Below are 16,654 nucleotides of genomic sequence, written 5' to 3'. Positions count from 1 at the left end.
TCTAACCGTCCCGCGTCCGAAGGATCGTGACACGCCGCGCTGACGTCACCCGATTGCCAGCCCGTCGAGGCGGGCGATGAACTAGCCGGCGCACGAAGCGCCGCCCATGCGCCCCCGGCCCAAAACAAAACCGGCGGGCAAAGGCCCGCCGGTCAGTCGTCCTCGTGGACCGCGTCAGCTGCGCGGCTTGAGGTTCTCGGGATCGTAGAGCGGCGCGTAGCCGACGCCCGCCACCTCGACCTCGAAGGGCTCGTCGAAGTAGGTCACCTGCAGCTTGCGACCGACCTCGCAATACTCCTGCGGCAGGTAGGCCAGCATGATGTTCTTGCCCACGGTCGGACCAAAGGCCTGCGAGGTGGTGTAGGACCGGCGGCCAAGGCTGTCGATCAGCACCTCGCCGGTCTCCGGGTCCATCACCGGCATGGTGTTCACCGGGTAGCGGGCCACACCCTGGCTGTCGGTATTGTCATGCATGACCAGCGTGCAGAGCATCGCCGGCTGCTTGTCGCGGGCGCGGTACTCGAGATGCTTGTCCTTGCCGCGGAAGTCGGCCTCCTTGACCTTCGGACGGGCGAGATCCGCCTCGTACAGGTTGTACTGCGTGTGCAGGTCGGCGTTCTGCAGGCGCAGCGACTTCTCGAGGCGGCGGGAGTTGGCATAGGTCTCGACACCCACCGCCATCACCCCGGCATCGCGCAGGGCATCCCAGACGGCGAGGCCGTCGTCGTAGGGCATGTGAAGCTCCCAGCCCTGCTCACCCACATAGGAGATGCGGAAGGCCATCACGGTCTTGCCCGCGATCTCGATCGGCTTGATCGCCGCGAAGGGGAAGTTCTCGATGTCGAGGGCCTCCGGATCCGCGACCACCTTCTTGAGGTTCTCGCGGGCGTTCGGGCCCCAGATGCCGATGGTGGTGTATTTCTCGGTCACGTCCTCGATGGTCACGTCGAGGCCGCGATCCTGCGCCATGCGCTTCATGTACATCAGGTCGCGCGGTCCGGCATCGGCACCGTTCACCAGACGGCAGCGGTCGCCCATGCGGAACACGGTGAAGTCCGCGCGCACGTTGCCCTCGTCGTCGAGCATGTGGGTGTAGATGCCCTTGCCGACCATGTTGTCGCCGCCGATCTTGGCGGCGCAGAGATACTCCATCAGCGCCACGTGATCCGGACCGGAGATGTCGGTCATGTGGAAGTGCGACAGGTTGATGATGCCGCAATCGGCGCTCATCTCGAGCTGCTCGGCGTTGGACACGCGCCAGAAGTGGCGGTTGTCCCACTCGTTCTCGCGCACCGGCACCTGATCGGCGTATTTCTCGAGCAGGTGCTCGTTGGCAGCGTAGCCATGCGCCCGCTCCCAGCCGCCCAGCTCCATGAAGTAGCCGCCAAGCGCGACTTCGCGCTCATAAAACGGCGAGCGGCGGATGCCGCGGGCGTTGGCGAAGGGCTCGCGCGGGTGGACCGGCGGGTTGTAGATCTTCTTGGCGGTCTCTTCGCAGCGGCCCCAGATGAAGTCTTCGGTGAGCTGGTAGTCCTGGAATCGCGCGTAATCGATGCTGTTGTGATCGATATGCGTGCGCCCGTCGGTCATCCAGTCGACGATGAGCTTGGCCATGCCGGGCGCGTCCTTGACCCAGATCGCCACGGCGTACCACAGGCCGCGCACCTTGCGGCTCTCGCCCATCGAGGGACCGCCATCGGTGGTGGTCTGCAGCAGGCCGTTGAACGAGTGGCTTTCGTTGAAGCCCAGCTCGCCGAGGATCGGGGTCAGCTCCATCGCGCGCTCGAGCGGCTCGATCACGTCCTCGAGCTCGAGGTCGCGCATCGACGGGCCCATCCGGGCCTCGTGTTTCTCGAGAATGTCGCGCGGGTGCACCATGCGCGGCTCGTTCTCGTAGTAGTAGCCCCACTCGATCTGGCCGCCTTCGGTGGTGTTGGGATCACCGGTGTCGCGCAGGTAGGCCGAGTTGCCCTGATCGCGCAGCAGCGGACGGCCGATCTCGAGGCCGGTGCCGGCGAACTCGTCATAGGGGCCGAAGAAGGTCAGCGGGTGGTCGACCGGCATCACCGGCAGGTCCTCGCCCACCATGTCGGCGATCAGGCGGCCCCAGAGGCCGGCGCAGACCACGACGTGATCGGACATGATGGTACCGCGATGGGTCTTCACGCCGACGACGCGCCCGTTCTCCTGGATCAGCTCGAGCGCCGGGGTGTTGGCGAAGGCGCGCAGCTTGCCGGCCTTCTCGCCGGCATCCACCAGCTTGCCCGCCACGGTCTGCGAGCGCGGCACCACGAGGCCGGCATCCGGGTCCCACATGGCGCCCTGGATCTGGTCTTCCTCGAGCAGCGGGAACTTCTCCTTGGCCTCGGCGGCCGAGATCATCTTCACGCGGGTGCCGAAGGCGCGGCCCGAATCGCAGCGGCGCTTGAGCTCCTGCATCCGCGCGTCATCGCCGACGCGGGCGACTTCGAGACCGCCGATGCGAGAGTAGTGGCCGAGCTTTTCGTAGAAATCGACCGAGTAGGTCGAGGTGTAGGTGCTCAGCAGGTCGTGGCTTGTGACGTAGCAGAAATCCGAGGCGTGGCCGGTCGAGCCGATGTCGGTCGGGATGGCGGATTTGTCGATGCCGACGATATCGGTCCAGCCGCGCTCGATCAGGTGGTGCGCGACAGACGCGCCAACGATGCCTCCGAGGCCGACGATAACGACGTTTGCGCGTTCAGGAAACGAAGACATGGTGCGTTCCACTTGTCTTTAGAGGGGTGTCGAAACTGTCCGATGCGCGGGCATCGGTGGCTAGCGCTCGACCGGCATTCGCCGGATCGAAAACGACGACCCGCAGCCCGGATCGGCGAAGGGCGGGGCGGACCGCCAGGGGGCAGGGCAGGCGCGGCACGGGGAGCAAGGGGGGGAGCGCCGCGTCTGCCCTGCGGTTGCGCCCAGGAAGGCAGGCGCGAAACATGGAGGGCAGACTTGCAGCAAAGCGCTTGCGAAAAACAGGATGATTGCGTCAAAGCAGGATGAGCGCTACGACACCGGGTCAGGAATCCTCTGCGACGCAGGACTGTGCCCATGGATCATGCCGCCCGCCCCCCCTCCGTCCCCGCCCGGAACGCCGCGGCGCGCGCGCTCAGGCCGCGCAAGGACAGCGCCCGCCTGTCGGTGGGCTTCATCCTGTCGCGCAGGTTCACGCTCTGCGCCTTTGCCAATTTCGTCGACGTGCTGCGGCTGGCGGCGGACGAGGGCGACCGCTCGCGCCCGATCCTGTGCAATTGGACGGTGCTGTCGGACAGTATGGATGCGGTGATGTCGAGCAGCGGCATCACGGTGCAGCCCAAGGAGCGTCTCGGCGATCCGGGGCGCTTCGACTACATCGTCGTGGTCGGCGGACTGATGGACGAGCTGCCGAGCCTGAGCGACGGGCAGACCCGGTTCCTGCAGGAAGCGGCGGGGCAGGGGGTGCCGCTGGTGGGGGTCTGCTCCGGCGCATTTCTCCTGCATCAGGCGGGGCTGATGGAGGGCTACCGCTGCTGCGTGAGCTGGTTCCACCACTCGGAATTCCTGTCGCAGTTCGAGGGGCTGAACCCGGTCTCGGACCAGATCTTCGTGGTCGACCGCGACCGGCTCACCTGTTCGGGCGGCGCCAGCTCGGCGCATCTCGCCGCGCATCTGGTCGACAAGCATGTCGGTCAGGCGCAGGCCAGCAAGAGCCTGCACATCATGATCATCGACGACCAGTTGCAGGCCGAGAAGCCGCAGCCCGGCATCAGCCTCGATTTCAAGACCCGCGATCCGATCGTGCTGCGGGCGCTGCTGCTGATGCAGCAGAACATCGACACGCCGCTCTCGGTGGCCGAGGTCGCCAAGCGCATCGGCCACAGCAAGCGTCAGCTCGAGCGGCATTTCCGCGTCGCGCTCGATACCTCGCCGCAGGCCGCCTTCCTGAGCATCCGGCTGTCGCTGGCGCATCACCTGATCGAGACCAGCGAGAAATCGGTGGCGCAGATCGCCCTCGACTGCGGCTTCTGCGACAGCTCGCACCTCAGCCGCATGTTCCGCCGCGAGTTCGGCTGCACGCCGCTGGCCCTGCGCCAGAGCCGCGATGCGCAGGCCGAGTGACGCATTGATCCTGCACGTGGCGCGGATCTCCATCCCGGCTGTCGCAAACGTTCACGCCTGAGGCGGCGTCACAGGCTACCCCACTGCGATCATCTCTGCAGCCGGGGGCCGACTCATGACGCGCTTCAACGCCTTTTCCCTCCTCAAGAACGCCCTGAGCGGCAACAAGAACTGGACCGAGCAGTGGCCGGACAGCCAGCCGAAAGACGAATATGACGTGATCATCGTCGGCGCTGGCGGCCACGGCCTCGGCGCGGCCTACTACCTTGCCACCCAGCATGGCATCACCAACATCGCGGTGATCGACAAGGGCTGGCTCGGCGGCGGCAACACCGGCCGCAACACCACGATCATCCGCTCGAACTATCTCTACGACGAGAGCGCGCGGCTGTTCGATCACGCGGTGGACCTGTGGCAGGACCTGAGCCAGGAGCTCAACTACAACGTCATGTACTCCAACCGCGGCGTGCTGATGCTGGCGCACAACGTGCACGACGTGCAGAGCTTCAAGCGCCACGTCCACTCGAACCGGCTCAACGGCGTCGACAACCGCTGGCTGACCACCGAAGAGTGCAAGGAATACTGCCCGCCGCTCAACATCTCGCCCAACGCCCGCTACCCGGTGATGGGCGGGGCGCTGCAGCAGCGCGCCGGCACCGCACGCCACGATGCGGTCGCGTGGGGCTATGCCCGCGGCGCGGCGGCGCGCGGCGTCGACATCATCCAGAACTGCCCGGTCACCGCGATCCGCCGCAACGCCGACGGCTCGGTGGCAGGGGTCGAGACCGGCAAGGGTTTCATCAAGGCCAAGAAGGTCGCGGTGTCCGCCGCCGGCCATACCTCGGTGGTGATGGAAACCGCCGGCGTGCGCCTGCCGCTCGAGAGCTACCCGCTGCAGGCGCTGGTCTCGGAGCCGGTCAAGCCGATCTTCCCCTGCGTGGTGATGTCGAACGCGGTGCACGCCTATATCAGCCAGTCCGACAAGGGCGAGCTGGTGATCGGCTCGGGCACCGACCAGTATACCTCCTACAGCCAGCGCGGCGGCCTGCCGCTGATCGAGCACACCGTGGCCGCGATCACCGAGGTGTTCCCGATCTTCAACCGCATGAGGATGCTGCGCAAATGGGCCGGCATCGTCGACGTGACCCCGGACCGCTCGGCGATCATCTCGAAGACGCCCGTCTCGGGGCTCTACGTCAACTGCGGCTGGGGCACCGGCGGCTTCAAGGCGACACCGGGGGCGGCGCACACCTTTGCCTGGACCATCGCCAAGGACGAGCCGCACCCGATCAACGCGCCCTTCACCATCGACCGCTTCCGCACCGGCCGCCTGATCGACGAGGCCGCCGCCGCGGCCGTCGCCCACTAAGAACGAGGTCTCATCCGATGCTTCTGATCCATTGCCCCTATTGCAACGAGACCCTTCCCGAGGCCGAGTTCACCTATGCCGGTCAGGCCCACATCGTCCGTGCCGAGGATCCGTCCAGCCAGAGCGATGACCAGTGGGAGGAGTTCCTCTTCATCCGCGCCAACGTGAAGGGCCCGCATTACGAACGCTGGCGGCACTTCCACGGCTGTGGCCGCTACTTCAACGCGGTGCGCGACACCGTGTCGGACAAGTTCCTCACCACCTACGAGGCAGGCGCCCCGCGCCCCGATCTCGCCAGCCTGACGGAGGGCCAGAAATGAGCCAGTATCGCGTTTCCGGCCGCGGTCGCGTCGACACCTCGCGCCCGGTCACCTTCACCTTCGACGGCAAGAGCTATACCGGCGGGCGCGGCGACACCGTCGCCTCGGCGCTGCTGGCGCACGGCGTGCACCTCATGGGCCGCTCGTTCAAGTATCACCGCCCGCGCGGTGCCGTGGCCGCGGGCAGCGAAGAGCCCAACGCGCTGATCGGCACCCGCCGCGGCCCCGGCCGCTTCGAGCCCAACACCCGCGCCACGGTGCAGGAGATCTGGGAAGGGCTCGAGACCAGCTCGCAGAACAAGTACCCGAGCCTCAAGTTCGACGTGGGCGCGGTGAACGATGCCGCCTACATGCTGTTCTCGGCCGGCTTCTACTACAAGACCTTCATGTGGCCCAAGAGCTTCTGGGACAAGGTCTACGAGCCGTTCATCCGCGCTGCCGCCGGTCTCGGCGTGTCGCCCACCGAGGAAGATCCCGACCACTACGCCTCGCGCTACCTGCATTGCGACGTGCTGATCGTCGGCGCAGGCCCGACCGGCCTTGCCGCGGCGCGCGCCGCTGCGGTCGACGGGCTCAAGGTCGTGCTCGTCGACGAGAACCCGGAAGCCGGCGGCACGCTGCTGTCGGAACCGCAGGCCGAGATCTCGGGGCAGCCGGCGTGGGACTGGCTTGCCGCCGAGGTCAAGGAACTCGAGGCGCTCGGCGTCCGGATCATGACCCGCACCACCGCCATCGGCTACTACCACCAGAACATGATCGGCCTTGTGCAGAAGCTCACCGATCACCTGCCGAAGCTGCCCGACGATACCCCGCGCGAGCGCATGTGGCGGGTGCGGGCCGAGCAGGTCGTGCTGGCGCAGGGCGCGCTCGAGAAGCCGCTGGTGTTCCACGGCAACGACCGCCCCGGCGTGATGCTGGCGGGCTCGGCGCAGACCTTCCTAAACCGCTACGGCGTGCTGGTGGGCAAGTCGCCGGTGGTGCTGACCTCGCATGACAGCGCGTGGTACGCCGCCTTCGATCTCGCCGATGCCGGGGCCAAGGTGCAGGCCATCGTCGACACCCGCGAGGGCGTCCGCGAGGAGCTTCAGACCGAGGCGCGCAAGCGCAACATCCCCGTGAAGCTCTCGCACACGGCCACCGCCACCAGCGGGCGCCTGCGCGTGTCCTCGCTGCGGGTGAACCCGGTTTCCGGCGGTACCGTCGGCACCGGGCAGGAGATCAAGTGCGACGCGGTGCTGATGTCGGGCGGCTGGACGCCCTCGCTGCACCTCTTCTCGCACACCAAGGGCTCGCTGGCCTGGGACGACGACCGCACCACCTTCCTGCCCGAAAAGACGCCCGAGGATTGCGTCATCGCCGGCGCGAGCCGCGGTCTCTGGGGCATCGAAGCCGCGCTCAGGGACGGCGCCGAGAAGGGCCGCGAGATCGTCGCGGCGCTGGGAAAGACCGGCGCGGAGGTCTCCTATTCGGTGGCCAAGGACCGCACCGGGACCGGCGTGGCGCACAAGGAGCTGCCGACCGACCGCAGCCCCGGCAAGGCAAAGGCCTTTGTCGACTATCAGAACGACGTGACCGCCAAGGACCTGCGCCTCGCGGTGCGCGAGGGGATGCGCTCGATCGAGCACGTCAAGCGCTACACCACCAACGGCATGGCGACCGATCAGGGCAAGATGTCGAACATGAACGGCCTGAACATCGCCGCCGACGCGCTCAGCAAGGCGCCGCCGCAGGTCGGTCTCACGACCTTCCGCCCGCCCTACACGCCGACCTCCTTCGGCGCCTTCGCGGGCTACCATCGCGGCGCGCATTTCGAGGTCACGCGCAAGACCCAGATCGACCCGTGGGCCGAGGAGCACGGCGCGGTGTTCGAGCCGGTCGGCCAGTGGCGCCGGGCGTGGTACTTCCCCAAGGCCGGCGAGAGCATGGACGACGCGGTGCGCCGCGAATGCGCCGCGACCCGCGAGGGCGTCGGCATCTTCGACGCCTCGACGCTGGGCAAGATCGAGGTCGTGGGGCCGGATGCGGTGGAGTTCATGAACCGCATGTACACCAACCCCTGGACCAAGCTCGGTGTGGGGCGCTGCCGCTACGGCCTGCTGCTGGGCGATGACGGCTTCATCCGGGACGACGGCGTGATCGGGCGCCTCGGGCAGGACCTGTTCCACGTCACCACCACCACCGGCGGCGCGGCCCGGGTGCTCAACATGATGGAGGACTACCTCCAGACCGAGTGGCCCGACCTCAACGTCTGGCTCACCTCGACCACCGAGCAATGGTCGACCGTGGCGCTCAACGGCCCCAACGCCGCCAAGCTGCTGGCGCCGCTGGTCGAGGGCGTCGAGCTGACCGACGAGGCCTTCCCGCACATGTCCTGCGTGGAATGCACCGTCGCTGGGATGCCGGCACGGCTGTTCCGCGTCAGCTTCACCGGCGAGATCGGCTTCGAGGTCAACGTGCCGGCGCCGATGGGCCGCAAGCTCTGGGAAGCGCTGTGGGAGGCGGGCCAGCAATACGGCATCACCGCCTACGGCACCGAGACCATGCACGTGCTGCGCGCTGAGAAGGGCTACATCATCGTCGGTCAGGACACCGACGGCACCGTCACGCCCTACGATGCGGGCATGGGCTGGGCCGTGGGCAAGAACAAGCCCGACTTCGTCGGCAAGCGCGGTCTGGCCCGTCCCGACCTCGTGGCGGAGGGCCGCAAGCAGCTCGTGGGCCTGCTGACCGAGGACAACTCGAAGCTCGAGGAAGGGGCGCAGATCGTCTTCGACCCGAACCAGCCGACGCCGATGAAGATGGTCGGCCACGTGACCTCGTCCTACGACGTGGGCACCTCCGGCCGGCCCATCGCGCTGGCGCTGGTCGAGGGCGGGCAGTCCCGCGTGGGCGAGACCGTCCACATCCCGATGCCCGACCGCACCATCGCCGCCAAGATCACCTCGACGATCTTCGTCGATCCCGAAAACGCCCGTCTGAAGATCTGAGGAGAAGAGCATGAACGCACCCGTATCGTCCTTCACCCCCGGCACGCTGGTCGAGACCTCGGCCGCCAGCGTCTCGGCCGCGATGCCCTGCACGCGCCTGTCGCTGCGCGCCCGCGGCGATCTCGCGCCCTTCGAGGCGGCGCTCGGCCTGTCGCTCGGCGGTCACATCGGCAGCCGGTCGTCCTCCGACGCGCTCGAGGCGATGCGCCTCGGCCCGGACGAATGGATCCTGCACAGCCGCCACGGCGATGTCTCCGGGGTGGTCGCGGAGATGGCCGCGCTCTACGACAGCCACCCGCACAGCCTCGTCGACGTGACGGGCCGCGAAGTCACCCTCGTGATCGAGGGCGCGCGCGCCGCGGAACTGCTGACGCTGGGCTGCCCGCGCAACATAGACACGATCCAGCCCGGGGCGGGTCGGCGCACCGCCTTTGACGGTGTGACGGTCGTGCTCTGGCGCGATGGCGAGAGCAGCTTCCGCATGGATGTGTGGAACAGCTTCGCGCCGCACGTCTACGAGCTGCTGGCGATCGGCTGCCGCGAGCTGGCGGCGGAACGCCACTGATCCGGTAGACGCGCAGGCTGGACGGGATAGACTTCATCTCGTCCGGCACCCTCGGCCTTCGGCCCCTTTCCGTTCCCGCCGGCGCAAGCCATGCAAGGAGAGCAGCGATGTTCCTGTCGGTCTTCGACGTCTTCAAGATCGGGATTGGCCCCTCGTCGTCTCACACGATGGGCCCGATGGTCGCCGCGGCGCGCTTTCTCGAGGACCTGCGGGGCGGGGCCGAGAAGATCCCCGGCGCCGGCAGGGTGCACCGGCTGGGCGCGAGCCTGCACGGCTCTCTGGCCTGGACCGGCAAGGGCCACGCCACCGACCGGGCGGTGATCCTCGGGTTCTGCGGCCTGTCGCCCGAGACCCTCGACCCCGACAAGGCCGAAGAACTGGAAGAGACCGTGCGCCGCGAGGGCAAAGTGCATCCCGACGGGCTCGAGCCGCTGGTATTCGACACCCAGAACGATCTGGTGTTCGATTTCGGCCCGCCGCTTCCGGGCCATTCCAACGGCATGGTGCTCAAGGCCTATGACGACGCCGGCAACACCTATCACCAGCAGACCTATTACTCGGTGGGCGGCGGCTTCGTGCTCACCGCGGCCGAGCTCGAGGCGCAGCGTGCGGGGGCGCACGGGCTGCACGACGAGAAGGTCTCGCACGCCTTCCCCTATCCCTTCGGCACCGCCGCGGAGATGCTCGAGATGGGCGAAGCCTCCGGCCTCAGCATCGCGCAGATGAAGCGCGCCAACGAGCAGGTGCTGCATGGCGTGGCCCTCGACGACCGCATCGACCGCATCCTGGACACCATGGACGAGTGCGTGGCGCGCGGCCTGACGCAGGAAGGTATCCTGCCGGGCGGTCTCAAGGTCCGCCGCCGGGCCAAGGCGATCCATGACCAGCTGCAGGCCGAGCGCGGCATGAACCTCGCGCAGCCGCATCAGGCCAATGACTGGATGAGCGTCTACGCCATGGCGGTGAACGAGGAGAACGCCGCCGGCGGGCGGGTGGTGACCTCGCCCACCAACGGGGCGGCGGGCGTGGTGCCGGCGGTGCTGCGCTACTACCGCGATCATTGCGTCGGCGCGACCCGCACCGGCTGCCGCGACCTGCTGCTGACGGCGGCGGCCATCGGCGGGCTTATCAAGCACAACGCCTCGATCTCGGGCGCCGAGGCCGGCTGTCAGGCCGAGGTCGGCAGCGCCGCGGCGATGGCCGCAGCCGGGCTCTGCGCGGTACTGGGCGGCAACAACGAGCAGGTCGAGAACGCCGCCGAGATCGCGCTCGAGCATCATCTGGGCATGACCTGCGATCCCGCCGCCGGGCTGGTGCAGGTGCCCTGCATCGAGCGCAACGCGCTCGGCGCCATCAAGGCGGTCTCCGCCGCCTCCCTCGCCCTGCGCGGCGACGGTCAGCATTTCATGCCGCTCGACAACTGCATCCGCGTGATGCTGCAGACCGGGCAGGACATGAATGAGAAGTACAAGGAAACCTCCACCGGCGGAATTGCAGTCAACCTGCCGGAATGCTGAGACAACGAAAGGTCCAACAGGTATGTCCCAGATTATCCTGACCGTCGCCTGCCCGGTGCGCTCCGGCATCGTCGCCGCGATCTCCACCTTCCTCGCCGAGCAGGGCTGCAACATCCACGACAGCTCGCAATTCTCGGATATCGGCAATGACCGCTTCTTCATGCGGCTGAGCTTCGAGAGCGAGCAGGGCAAGAGCCGCGAGGCGCTGGCGGAAGGGTTCGCGGCCACTGCGCAGAGCTTCGGCATGGAGTTCGCCTTCCACGACCCGAGCGAGAAGATGAAGGTCATCATCATGGTCTCGCGCTTCGGGCACTGCCTGAACGACCTGCTGTATCGCTGGCGCATCGGGGCGCTGCCGATCGACATCGTGGCGGTGATCTCGAACCACATGGATTACCAGAAGGTCGTGGTGAACCACGACATCCCGTTCCACTGCATCAAGGTGACAAAGGCCAACAAGCCCGAGGCCGAGGCCGAGCAGATGCGCATCGTGCGCGAGACCGGCGCCGAGCTGATCGTGCTGGCGCGCTACATGCAGATCCTGTCGGATGAGATGTGCACCGAAATGTCGGGCCGGATCATCAACATCCACCACTCGTTCCTTCCCTCCTTCAAGGGCGCGAACCCCTACAAGCAGGCGTTCGAGCGCGGCGTGAAGCTGATCGGCGCGACCTCGCACTACGTGACCGCAGATCTGGATGAAGGCCCGATCATCGAGCAGGACACGGTGCGGGTGACCCATGCCCAGAGCCCCTCGGACTACGTCTCGCTCGGGCGCGATGTGGAAAGCCAGGTGCTGTCCCGCGCGATCCACGCGCACATGCACCGCCGGGTGTTTCTCAATGGCGACAAGACCGTGGTGTTCCCGGCCTCGCCCGGGGAATACGCCTCCGAACGCATGGGCTGAGCCCAGCCGTGTGAGGGGGCGCTGCCCCCGTCCGCGTGCCGCGGACTCCCCCGGGATATTTTTGGCCAGAAGAAGACAGGGGCGCAGCGCTCCTGCCTTCTCTTCGTCAAAAATACTCCCGCCGGAGGCGTCCGGGAGTGCCACCTGCGCTTAGGTCGGGAGGCTGGGTTGAGCGTGGAGAGCCGCCGCGGGGCTGAGTGATAAATACAGAGAAAACCTGCAGTCGGCGGGGAGGTCGGATTGTGGCAAAGGCTAGTCCCGCCATAAGCCTGCCGCCCTTTGATTCCGGCTGCTGTTTTTTGACGACCGCCGCAGAAATCCCGCCGGAGGGCAGGGTCGCGGCGGGCCGTGTCGTGTCAGGTGGCTTGTGGAGAAGGCGGCTTTAGTGCGCCGGGCTCGCTGAGCAGACCTTTTGCAGGGCGTAGCGAAGGCGCTTGGTGTCGATGGGTTTGTGGCAGCACATCGCGTTGTGATATTTCGCCGCGATATCAGAGTCCTGCACGTGGCCCGAGTGGAACACGAGACCAATGCCCATCTCGTCGAGCTTGTCTGCCAAAGGAAACACCTCGCCGTCACGCAGGCGCACGTCGAGCACCGCCATGTCGGGGCGTACCTCGTCCAGAGCGCTCAGACCTTTGGAGAAACTGTCGAAGGGACCGATGACCTCGTAGCCGAACTCCTCCAGCAGAAGTTGCAGGTCGAGGGCGACGATATACTCGTCTTCGCACAACAGCACGGTAGGTTTGGAGCCGTCGCCATCAGTCATTCCGCAGTAGGGGCCCATAGGTCAAGGTCATCCTTCGTTCGTGTTCACCGAACTCCACCGAAACTGTCCCGTTGAGCTGGACGGCAGAGAGCTGCACAAGCGTCGAGCCAAAACCGGACGCACCGCTGTCCGGCTCAACTCGTGCAGTGTGGAATTCGTTCCACGTCAAAGTAACGCCATTTTCCGGGTTTCGTTCCCACACCACTTCGAGCCGTCCGTCCGCCGGTCCGAGCACGCCGTACTTGGCGGCGTTGGTGGCCCATTCGTGCAGCAGCAGCGACAGCGCGGTGAGGTCATGGTCCTCGACCTCGACCGTTGGCCCTGAAACGTGATAGCCGGCCTGCCCGGCATAGGGCTCGAGCGAGGCGCGCACCGTGTCCTCGAGCGTCAGCGAGCGGCTTCCCGGGCGACGCTGCGTGAGATCGTGCGAGCGCGCCAGCGCGTTCACCCGGGTCTGGATGCCCTCGACGAGATCCTCGACCGAGGTGGTGGTGCGCCCGGCGATGCGCACCATTCCCGAGATGATCGAGAACATGTTCTTCACCCGGTGGTTCATCTCGCGCAGCATCATCTCGCGGATGTCGCGGGCTTCCTGCTCTGCGGTGATGTCGAACAGAACGCCCAGAACGCGGGCCGTGCGGTTGCTGTGGACGCGACGCCCGACCACCCGCACCGAGCGGAATTTCGGGCCCGTGCCGGCGCGCCGGAAGGTCAGGTCGATGGCATCGCCTTCGCTGGTCAGGCCGGTCATCGCCGCCTTGACGGCGTCGGCATCGTCGGGGTGCACGGTGCCCAGAAGGGTCTCGAGCGACAGCGCATCGGCATCGACACCGAGCACGCCGCAACCGGTCTCGTCGAGCCGCAGACTGCTCAGGATCGGGTCGTATTCCCACACGCCCAAGGACGACACGTCGAGCGCCAGCCGCAGCCGCTCGCCCTCGTGCTTGAGCGCCTCCTCGAGGCGGATGGCGTCGGTCAGTTCGGTGAACACCAGCGTGGCGCCATCGATCTCGCCGTCGCGGGTGCGGTAGGGGGTGATGACCAGCGACCAAGTTCGCTCTTCCTCCTCGCGGTCGCTCACCCGCATGTGGCGGATCTCGCCGTCGCGCACGGTCTCCGAGATCGCGTCGAGCACGTCGTCGTTGCGGCGCAGCTTGCTCGTCACCTCCGACAGCGGGCGGCCGCGGTCGGTGGTGCGGAACGGGTAGATGCCCTGGATCGCGTCGGTGAAGTTGCGGATCGTCAGAGACGCGTCGACCACCACCAGCGGCAGTGCGGTGGAAGCGAAGAAGTTGCTGAGATCGGCATTGGCGACCGAAAGCTCGTCGACCTTGCCCTTGAGCTCGTCGTTGACGGTCGAGAGCTCCTCGTTGGTCGACTGGAGCTCCTCGTTCATCGACATCATTTCTTCGTTGGAGCTTTTCAGCTCCTCGTTCGCGGTTTCGAGCTCCTCGACGGTGGTGTGCAGCCGCACGCGGGTGCTGCGCAGCTCATCCTCGAGGCTCTGCACGTGGGTGTCGATGCTGTCGATGTCGTCGAGATCGGCATCGTCGAGCGGCTCGAAATTCTCGCGCTCCCGGAACACCACGAGGATGGTGCCGTCCTTCAGCGGCTCGGCGATCAGGTCAAAGGCCTGCCGGCCGAATTCCGACCGCGCCGTGAGATCGCGGGAAATCGTGCGCCGCTTGTTCTCGCCGACCTGCCGGATGATTGCCGAGAGCGATTCCCGCGCACCCGGGCGGGCGACGGACGGGGCGAACCGGTTGGTCTCTTCGCCGGGGGCGAAGTCGAGATACTTGCCCAGCCGCCCGGTCGAGGACAGGATCTCACCCGCCGTGGTCACGCGCAGCGTGGCGGGCGCATAGGTCGACAGGATGCGATCGGTGGCGCCGCCATCGGTCCATTCGCGGCGCGGCGACGGGTCGTTCTGGCGCGCGCGGTGATCGCGGCTGGCGGTGTTGGCGGTGTCCTTGCCACGCAGGTGCAGGGGGTATTCCGGACGCGTGTCGTTGCGCTGGAAGATGCGCGCGCTCTGGTCGATGGCCTGGAAGACGTGATCGTGTCGGCCCACGGTCTCGGACGGGCCGAGGAACAGCGTGCCGCCCGGCTTGATGGCGTAGTGAAAGATCGGCAGGGCCGAGTTCTGCAGCGTGTCACCGAAATAGATCAGCAGGTTGCGGCAGGACAGCAGGTCGATGTTCGAGAACGGCGGATCGCGCACCACGCTGTGCACCGAGAAGCGGATCATGTCGCGGATCTTGGCCGAGATCCGGAAGCGGCCATCGCGCGCGACCGTGTAGAGATCGCGCATCGTCTCGGGGATGTCGACCAGCGCCGCCTGCGGATACGAGGCGTCGCGCGCGATGCGCAGCATTTGCTCGTCGATGTCGGTGGCAAAGATCTGCACGTGGACCGAGCGTTTCCGGATGCGGGCTTCCTCGGCGAACATCATCGCCATGGAATAGGCTTCCTCGCCGCTCGAGCAGCCGGGCACCCAGACGCGGATTTCATCCTCGTTTCCCGCATTGGCGACGAGCGGGCCGATCACCAGCTCGCGCAGCAGGTCGAAATGCTCGGAGTCGCGGAAGAACCGGGTGACGTTGATCAGCAGCTCGCGGAACAGGATCTCGCATTCCTTGGGTTCCGCCTTGATGTACTGCAGGTATGCGTGCGCATCCGACAGGTCGAGCACCTGGATGCGGCGCTGTACGCGGCGGATCAGGGTGGATTTCTTGTAGCCCGAGAAATCGTGCCCGACGAAATTGCGCACCACGGTGCAGATCCCGTCGAGATTCTCCTCCACGGTGACCGCGAGCTTCTCGCTCTTGGTTTCGCGCAGGGAGTGGGCATAGAACTGCCGGACGGCCTTCACGATCTCGGAGGGGCGGCGGACGAAATCCACCAGACCAGTCGCCTGCGCCGAGGTCGGCATACCGTCATAGCGCGCGGTGCGCGGGTCCTGCACGATGCACAGCCCGCCATGCTCCTTGATGGCGCGCAACCCGGCGCTGCCGTCGGCGCCGGTGCCAGACAGGATCACGCAGGCGCCGAAGCGGCCCTGATCGATCGCGAGGCTCTCGAAGAAATCGTCGATTGGCCGGCGCAGGCCGCGCGGCTGCGCGAACTGGGTGAGGTTCAGAACGCCGGCGGTGATCGACAGGCCGAAGCCCGGCGGGATGATATAGACATTGCCCGCCTCGACCTTCTCGCCGCCCGACGCCTGCGTCACGGTCAGCGAGGTCTGCCGGCCCAGAAGCTCGGCCAGCAGGCTTTCGTGGTTGGGGTCGAGGTGCTGGATCACCACGTAGGCAAGGTTGTTGTCCGGCTTGGCCTCGGTCAGCATCTCGCGGATCGCTTCGAGACCGCCCGCCGAAGCGCCGATGCCGATGATGCAGAGGCGTTCGCTGTCGCGGGCCTGGTCGTCCTCTTCGGACTGTGTGGTCTCGTCGTCTTTCATCGTCCGCCTGATCAAGGAGCCTAGCGCTGGCTGTCTTCGAAGGTCAGTTTTGCCATCAGGGCGATCGAATCGGCAAGAAGCCCTGCCGATCCCATCATGGCGAGACCGAATTCGCGTCCGATCTGATCGACATCCGAAAGCGCATCCTGCAGCTTCTCGTCATTGAGCGAGATCTTCGAGCGCTGGAGGGCGGTGGTCATGTCGAACTGCGACGCAAGAATAAACTGGGGCTGGCCCCCGGTGTCTTTCAACCGCGACATGAACACGTAGTTATGAAAGGCGGTCCCGTCCTTGCGATAGTTCAGGATCGGGAAGCGTCCGCTGTCCTTGCCGTCGCCATGCACGAAATCATGCAACGGCTGACGGGCGGACTCCGTCGTGTCCGGCCCCTGCAGGAAGCGGCAGTTATGGCCCACCACCTCGTCCTCGGAATAGCCGGTCATCTCGCAGAACGATTTGTTCACCACCAGAAGCGGCGCGTCGTCCTTGATGGCCGACAGGGCGAGCGCGATGTTCGACTTCTTGATGTAGTCGTGCAGCGCCTTGGGTAGGTCGAGCTGTGTGTTCATGGCCGTATGTTGGTGGCGACGGGACGGGTCTGCAAGTAGATGACGCAGCGTTCCGTGGAGGCAAGGGAAATCGCGTCG

At 66.5% G+C, this 16,654-nt stretch carries 11 protein-coding genes; 7 read left to right on the top strand and 4 right to left on the bottom strand.

The features are described from left to right. Positions 1-174: 174 nt before the first annotated feature. Positions 175-2,736: a GcvT family protein gene (locus tag LCM15_RS05235; protein ID WP_224853884.1), complete on the bottom strand. Its 2,562-nt coding sequence runs from the start codon at positions 2,734-2,736 to the stop codon at positions 175-177. Positions 2,737-3,072: 336 nt separating this feature from the next. Between LCM15_RS05235 and LCM15_RS05230 the strand changes: the two genes are divergently transcribed. The 7 genes from LCM15_RS05230 to purU all read left to right on the top strand — a co-directional run bounded on the left by LCM15_RS05230 (position 3,073) and on the right by purU (position 11,784). Next, a complete protein-coding gene (locus tag LCM15_RS05230; RefSeq protein WP_224853882.1) occupies positions 3,073-4,119 on the top strand; it encodes a GlxA family transcriptional regulator in 1,047 nt (348 codons plus the stop codon). Positions 4,120-4,234: 115 nt separating this feature from the next. Then, a complete protein-coding gene (locus LCM15_RS05225) occupies positions 4,235-5,488 on the top strand; it encodes a sarcosine oxidase subunit beta family protein (protein ID WP_224853879.1) in 1,254 nt (417 codons plus the stop codon). Between the two features lie 17 nt (positions 5,489-5,505). Beyond that, positions 5,506-5,808, top strand: a complete 303-nt coding sequence (locus tag LCM15_RS05220; RefSeq protein ID WP_224853876.1) for a sarcosine oxidase subunit delta — start codon at positions 5,506-5,508, stop codon at positions 5,806-5,808. Continuing rightward, the gene (locus tag LCM15_RS05215; RefSeq protein WP_224853872.1) at positions 5,805-8,795 is read left to right on the top strand and encodes a sarcosine oxidase subunit alpha; all 2,991 of its coding nucleotides are present in this window, start codon (positions 5,805-5,807) and stop codon (positions 8,793-8,795) included. The genes LCM15_RS05220 and LCM15_RS05215 overlap by 4 nt, the downstream gene beginning before the upstream one ends. 10 nt (positions 8,796-8,805) lie before the next feature. Next, positions 8,806-9,360 (top strand): sarcosine oxidase subunit gamma, encoded by a 555-nt coding sequence (locus LCM15_RS05210; RefSeq protein WP_224853869.1) that lies wholly within the window; start codon positions 8,806-8,808, stop codon positions 9,358-9,360. 107 nt (positions 9,361-9,467) lie between these two features. Next, the gene (locus tag LCM15_RS05205; RefSeq protein ID WP_224853866.1) at positions 9,468-10,877 is read left to right on the top strand and encodes an L-serine ammonia-lyase; all 1,410 of its coding nucleotides are present in this window, start codon (positions 9,468-9,470) and stop codon (positions 10,875-10,877) included. Between the two features lie 22 nt (positions 10,878-10,899). After that, positions 10,900-11,784, top strand: coding sequence for a formyltetrahydrofolate deformylase (purU, locus tag LCM15_RS05200; RefSeq protein WP_224853862.1), 885 nt, complete (start codon positions 10,900-10,902; stop codon positions 11,782-11,784). A gap of 382 nt (positions 11,785-12,166) precedes the next feature. Here the strand turns inward: purU and LCM15_RS05195 are convergent, their stop codons facing one another. The 3 genes from LCM15_RS05195 to LCM15_RS05185 are packed head-to-tail and all read right to left on the bottom strand — an operon-like array spanning position 12,167 to position 16,576. Further along, complete coding sequence (locus LCM15_RS05195; RefSeq protein WP_224853859.1) at positions 12,167-12,550, bottom strand: response regulator; 384 nt, start codon at positions 12,548-12,550, stop codon at positions 12,167-12,169. Further along, the gene (locus tag LCM15_RS05190; RefSeq protein WP_224853857.1) at positions 12,543-16,007 is read right to left on the bottom strand and encodes a CheR family methyltransferase; all 3,465 of its coding nucleotides are present in this window, start codon (positions 16,005-16,007) and stop codon (positions 12,543-12,545) included. Before LCM15_RS05190 ends, LCM15_RS05195 begins: the two co-directional genes overlap by 8 nt. Before the next feature lie 20 nt (positions 16,008-16,027). Further along, positions 16,028-16,576: a PAS domain-containing protein gene (locus LCM15_RS05185; protein ID WP_224853854.1), complete on the bottom strand. Its 549-nt coding sequence runs from the start codon at positions 16,574-16,576 to the stop codon at positions 16,028-16,030. Positions 16,577-16,654: the final 78 nt, after the last annotated feature.

Origin of the sequence: Salipiger bermudensis (genome assembly GCF_020171625.1) — a bacterium.
Taxonomy (GTDB): Bacteria; Pseudomonadota; Alphaproteobacteria; order Rhodobacterales; family Rhodobacteraceae; genus Salipiger; species Salipiger bermudensis_B.
Note: the sequence above shows the minus strand (reverse complement) of the source record. Positions and strands in the feature narration are given on the sequence as shown.

What these genes read in the sequence shown, in the direction of transcription:
- LCM15_RS05235 (WP_224853884.1), bottom strand. Translation starts at nt 2,736, where the DNA reads ATGTCTTCGTTTCCTGAACGCGCAAACGTCGTTATCGTCGGCCTCGGA.
- LCM15_RS05230 (WP_224853882.1), top strand. Translation starts at nt 3,073, where the DNA reads ATGGATCATGCCGCCCGCCCCCCCTCCGTCCCCGCCCGGAACGCCGCG.
- LCM15_RS05225 (WP_224853879.1), top strand. Translation starts at nt 4,235, where the DNA reads ATGACGCGCTTCAACGCCTTTTCCCTCCTCAAGAACGCCCTGAGCGGC.
- LCM15_RS05220 (WP_224853876.1), top strand. Translation starts at nt 5,506, where the DNA reads ATGCTTCTGATCCATTGCCCCTATTGCAACGAGACCCTTCCCGAGGCC.
- LCM15_RS05215 (WP_224853872.1), top strand. Translation starts at nt 5,805, where the DNA reads ATGAGCCAGTATCGCGTTTCCGGCCGCGGTCGCGTCGACACCTCGCGC.
- LCM15_RS05210 (WP_224853869.1), top strand. Translation starts at nt 8,806, where the DNA reads ATGAACGCACCCGTATCGTCCTTCACCCCCGGCACGCTGGTCGAGACC.
- LCM15_RS05205 (WP_224853866.1), top strand. Translation starts at nt 9,468, where the DNA reads ATGTTCCTGTCGGTCTTCGACGTCTTCAAGATCGGGATTGGCCCCTCG.
- purU (WP_224853862.1), top strand. Translation starts at nt 10,900, where the DNA reads ATGTCCCAGATTATCCTGACCGTCGCCTGCCCGGTGCGCTCCGGCATC.
- LCM15_RS05195 (WP_224853859.1), bottom strand. Translation starts at nt 12,550, where the DNA reads ATGACTGATGGCGACGGCTCCAAACCTACCGTGCTGTTGTGCGAAGAC.
- LCM15_RS05190 (WP_224853857.1), bottom strand. Translation starts at nt 16,007, where the DNA reads ATGAAAGACGACGAGACCACACAGTCCGAAGAGGACGACCAGGCCCGC.
- LCM15_RS05185 (WP_224853854.1), bottom strand. Translation starts at nt 16,576, where the DNA reads ATGAACACACAGCTCGACCTACCCAAGGCGCTGCACGACTACATCAAG.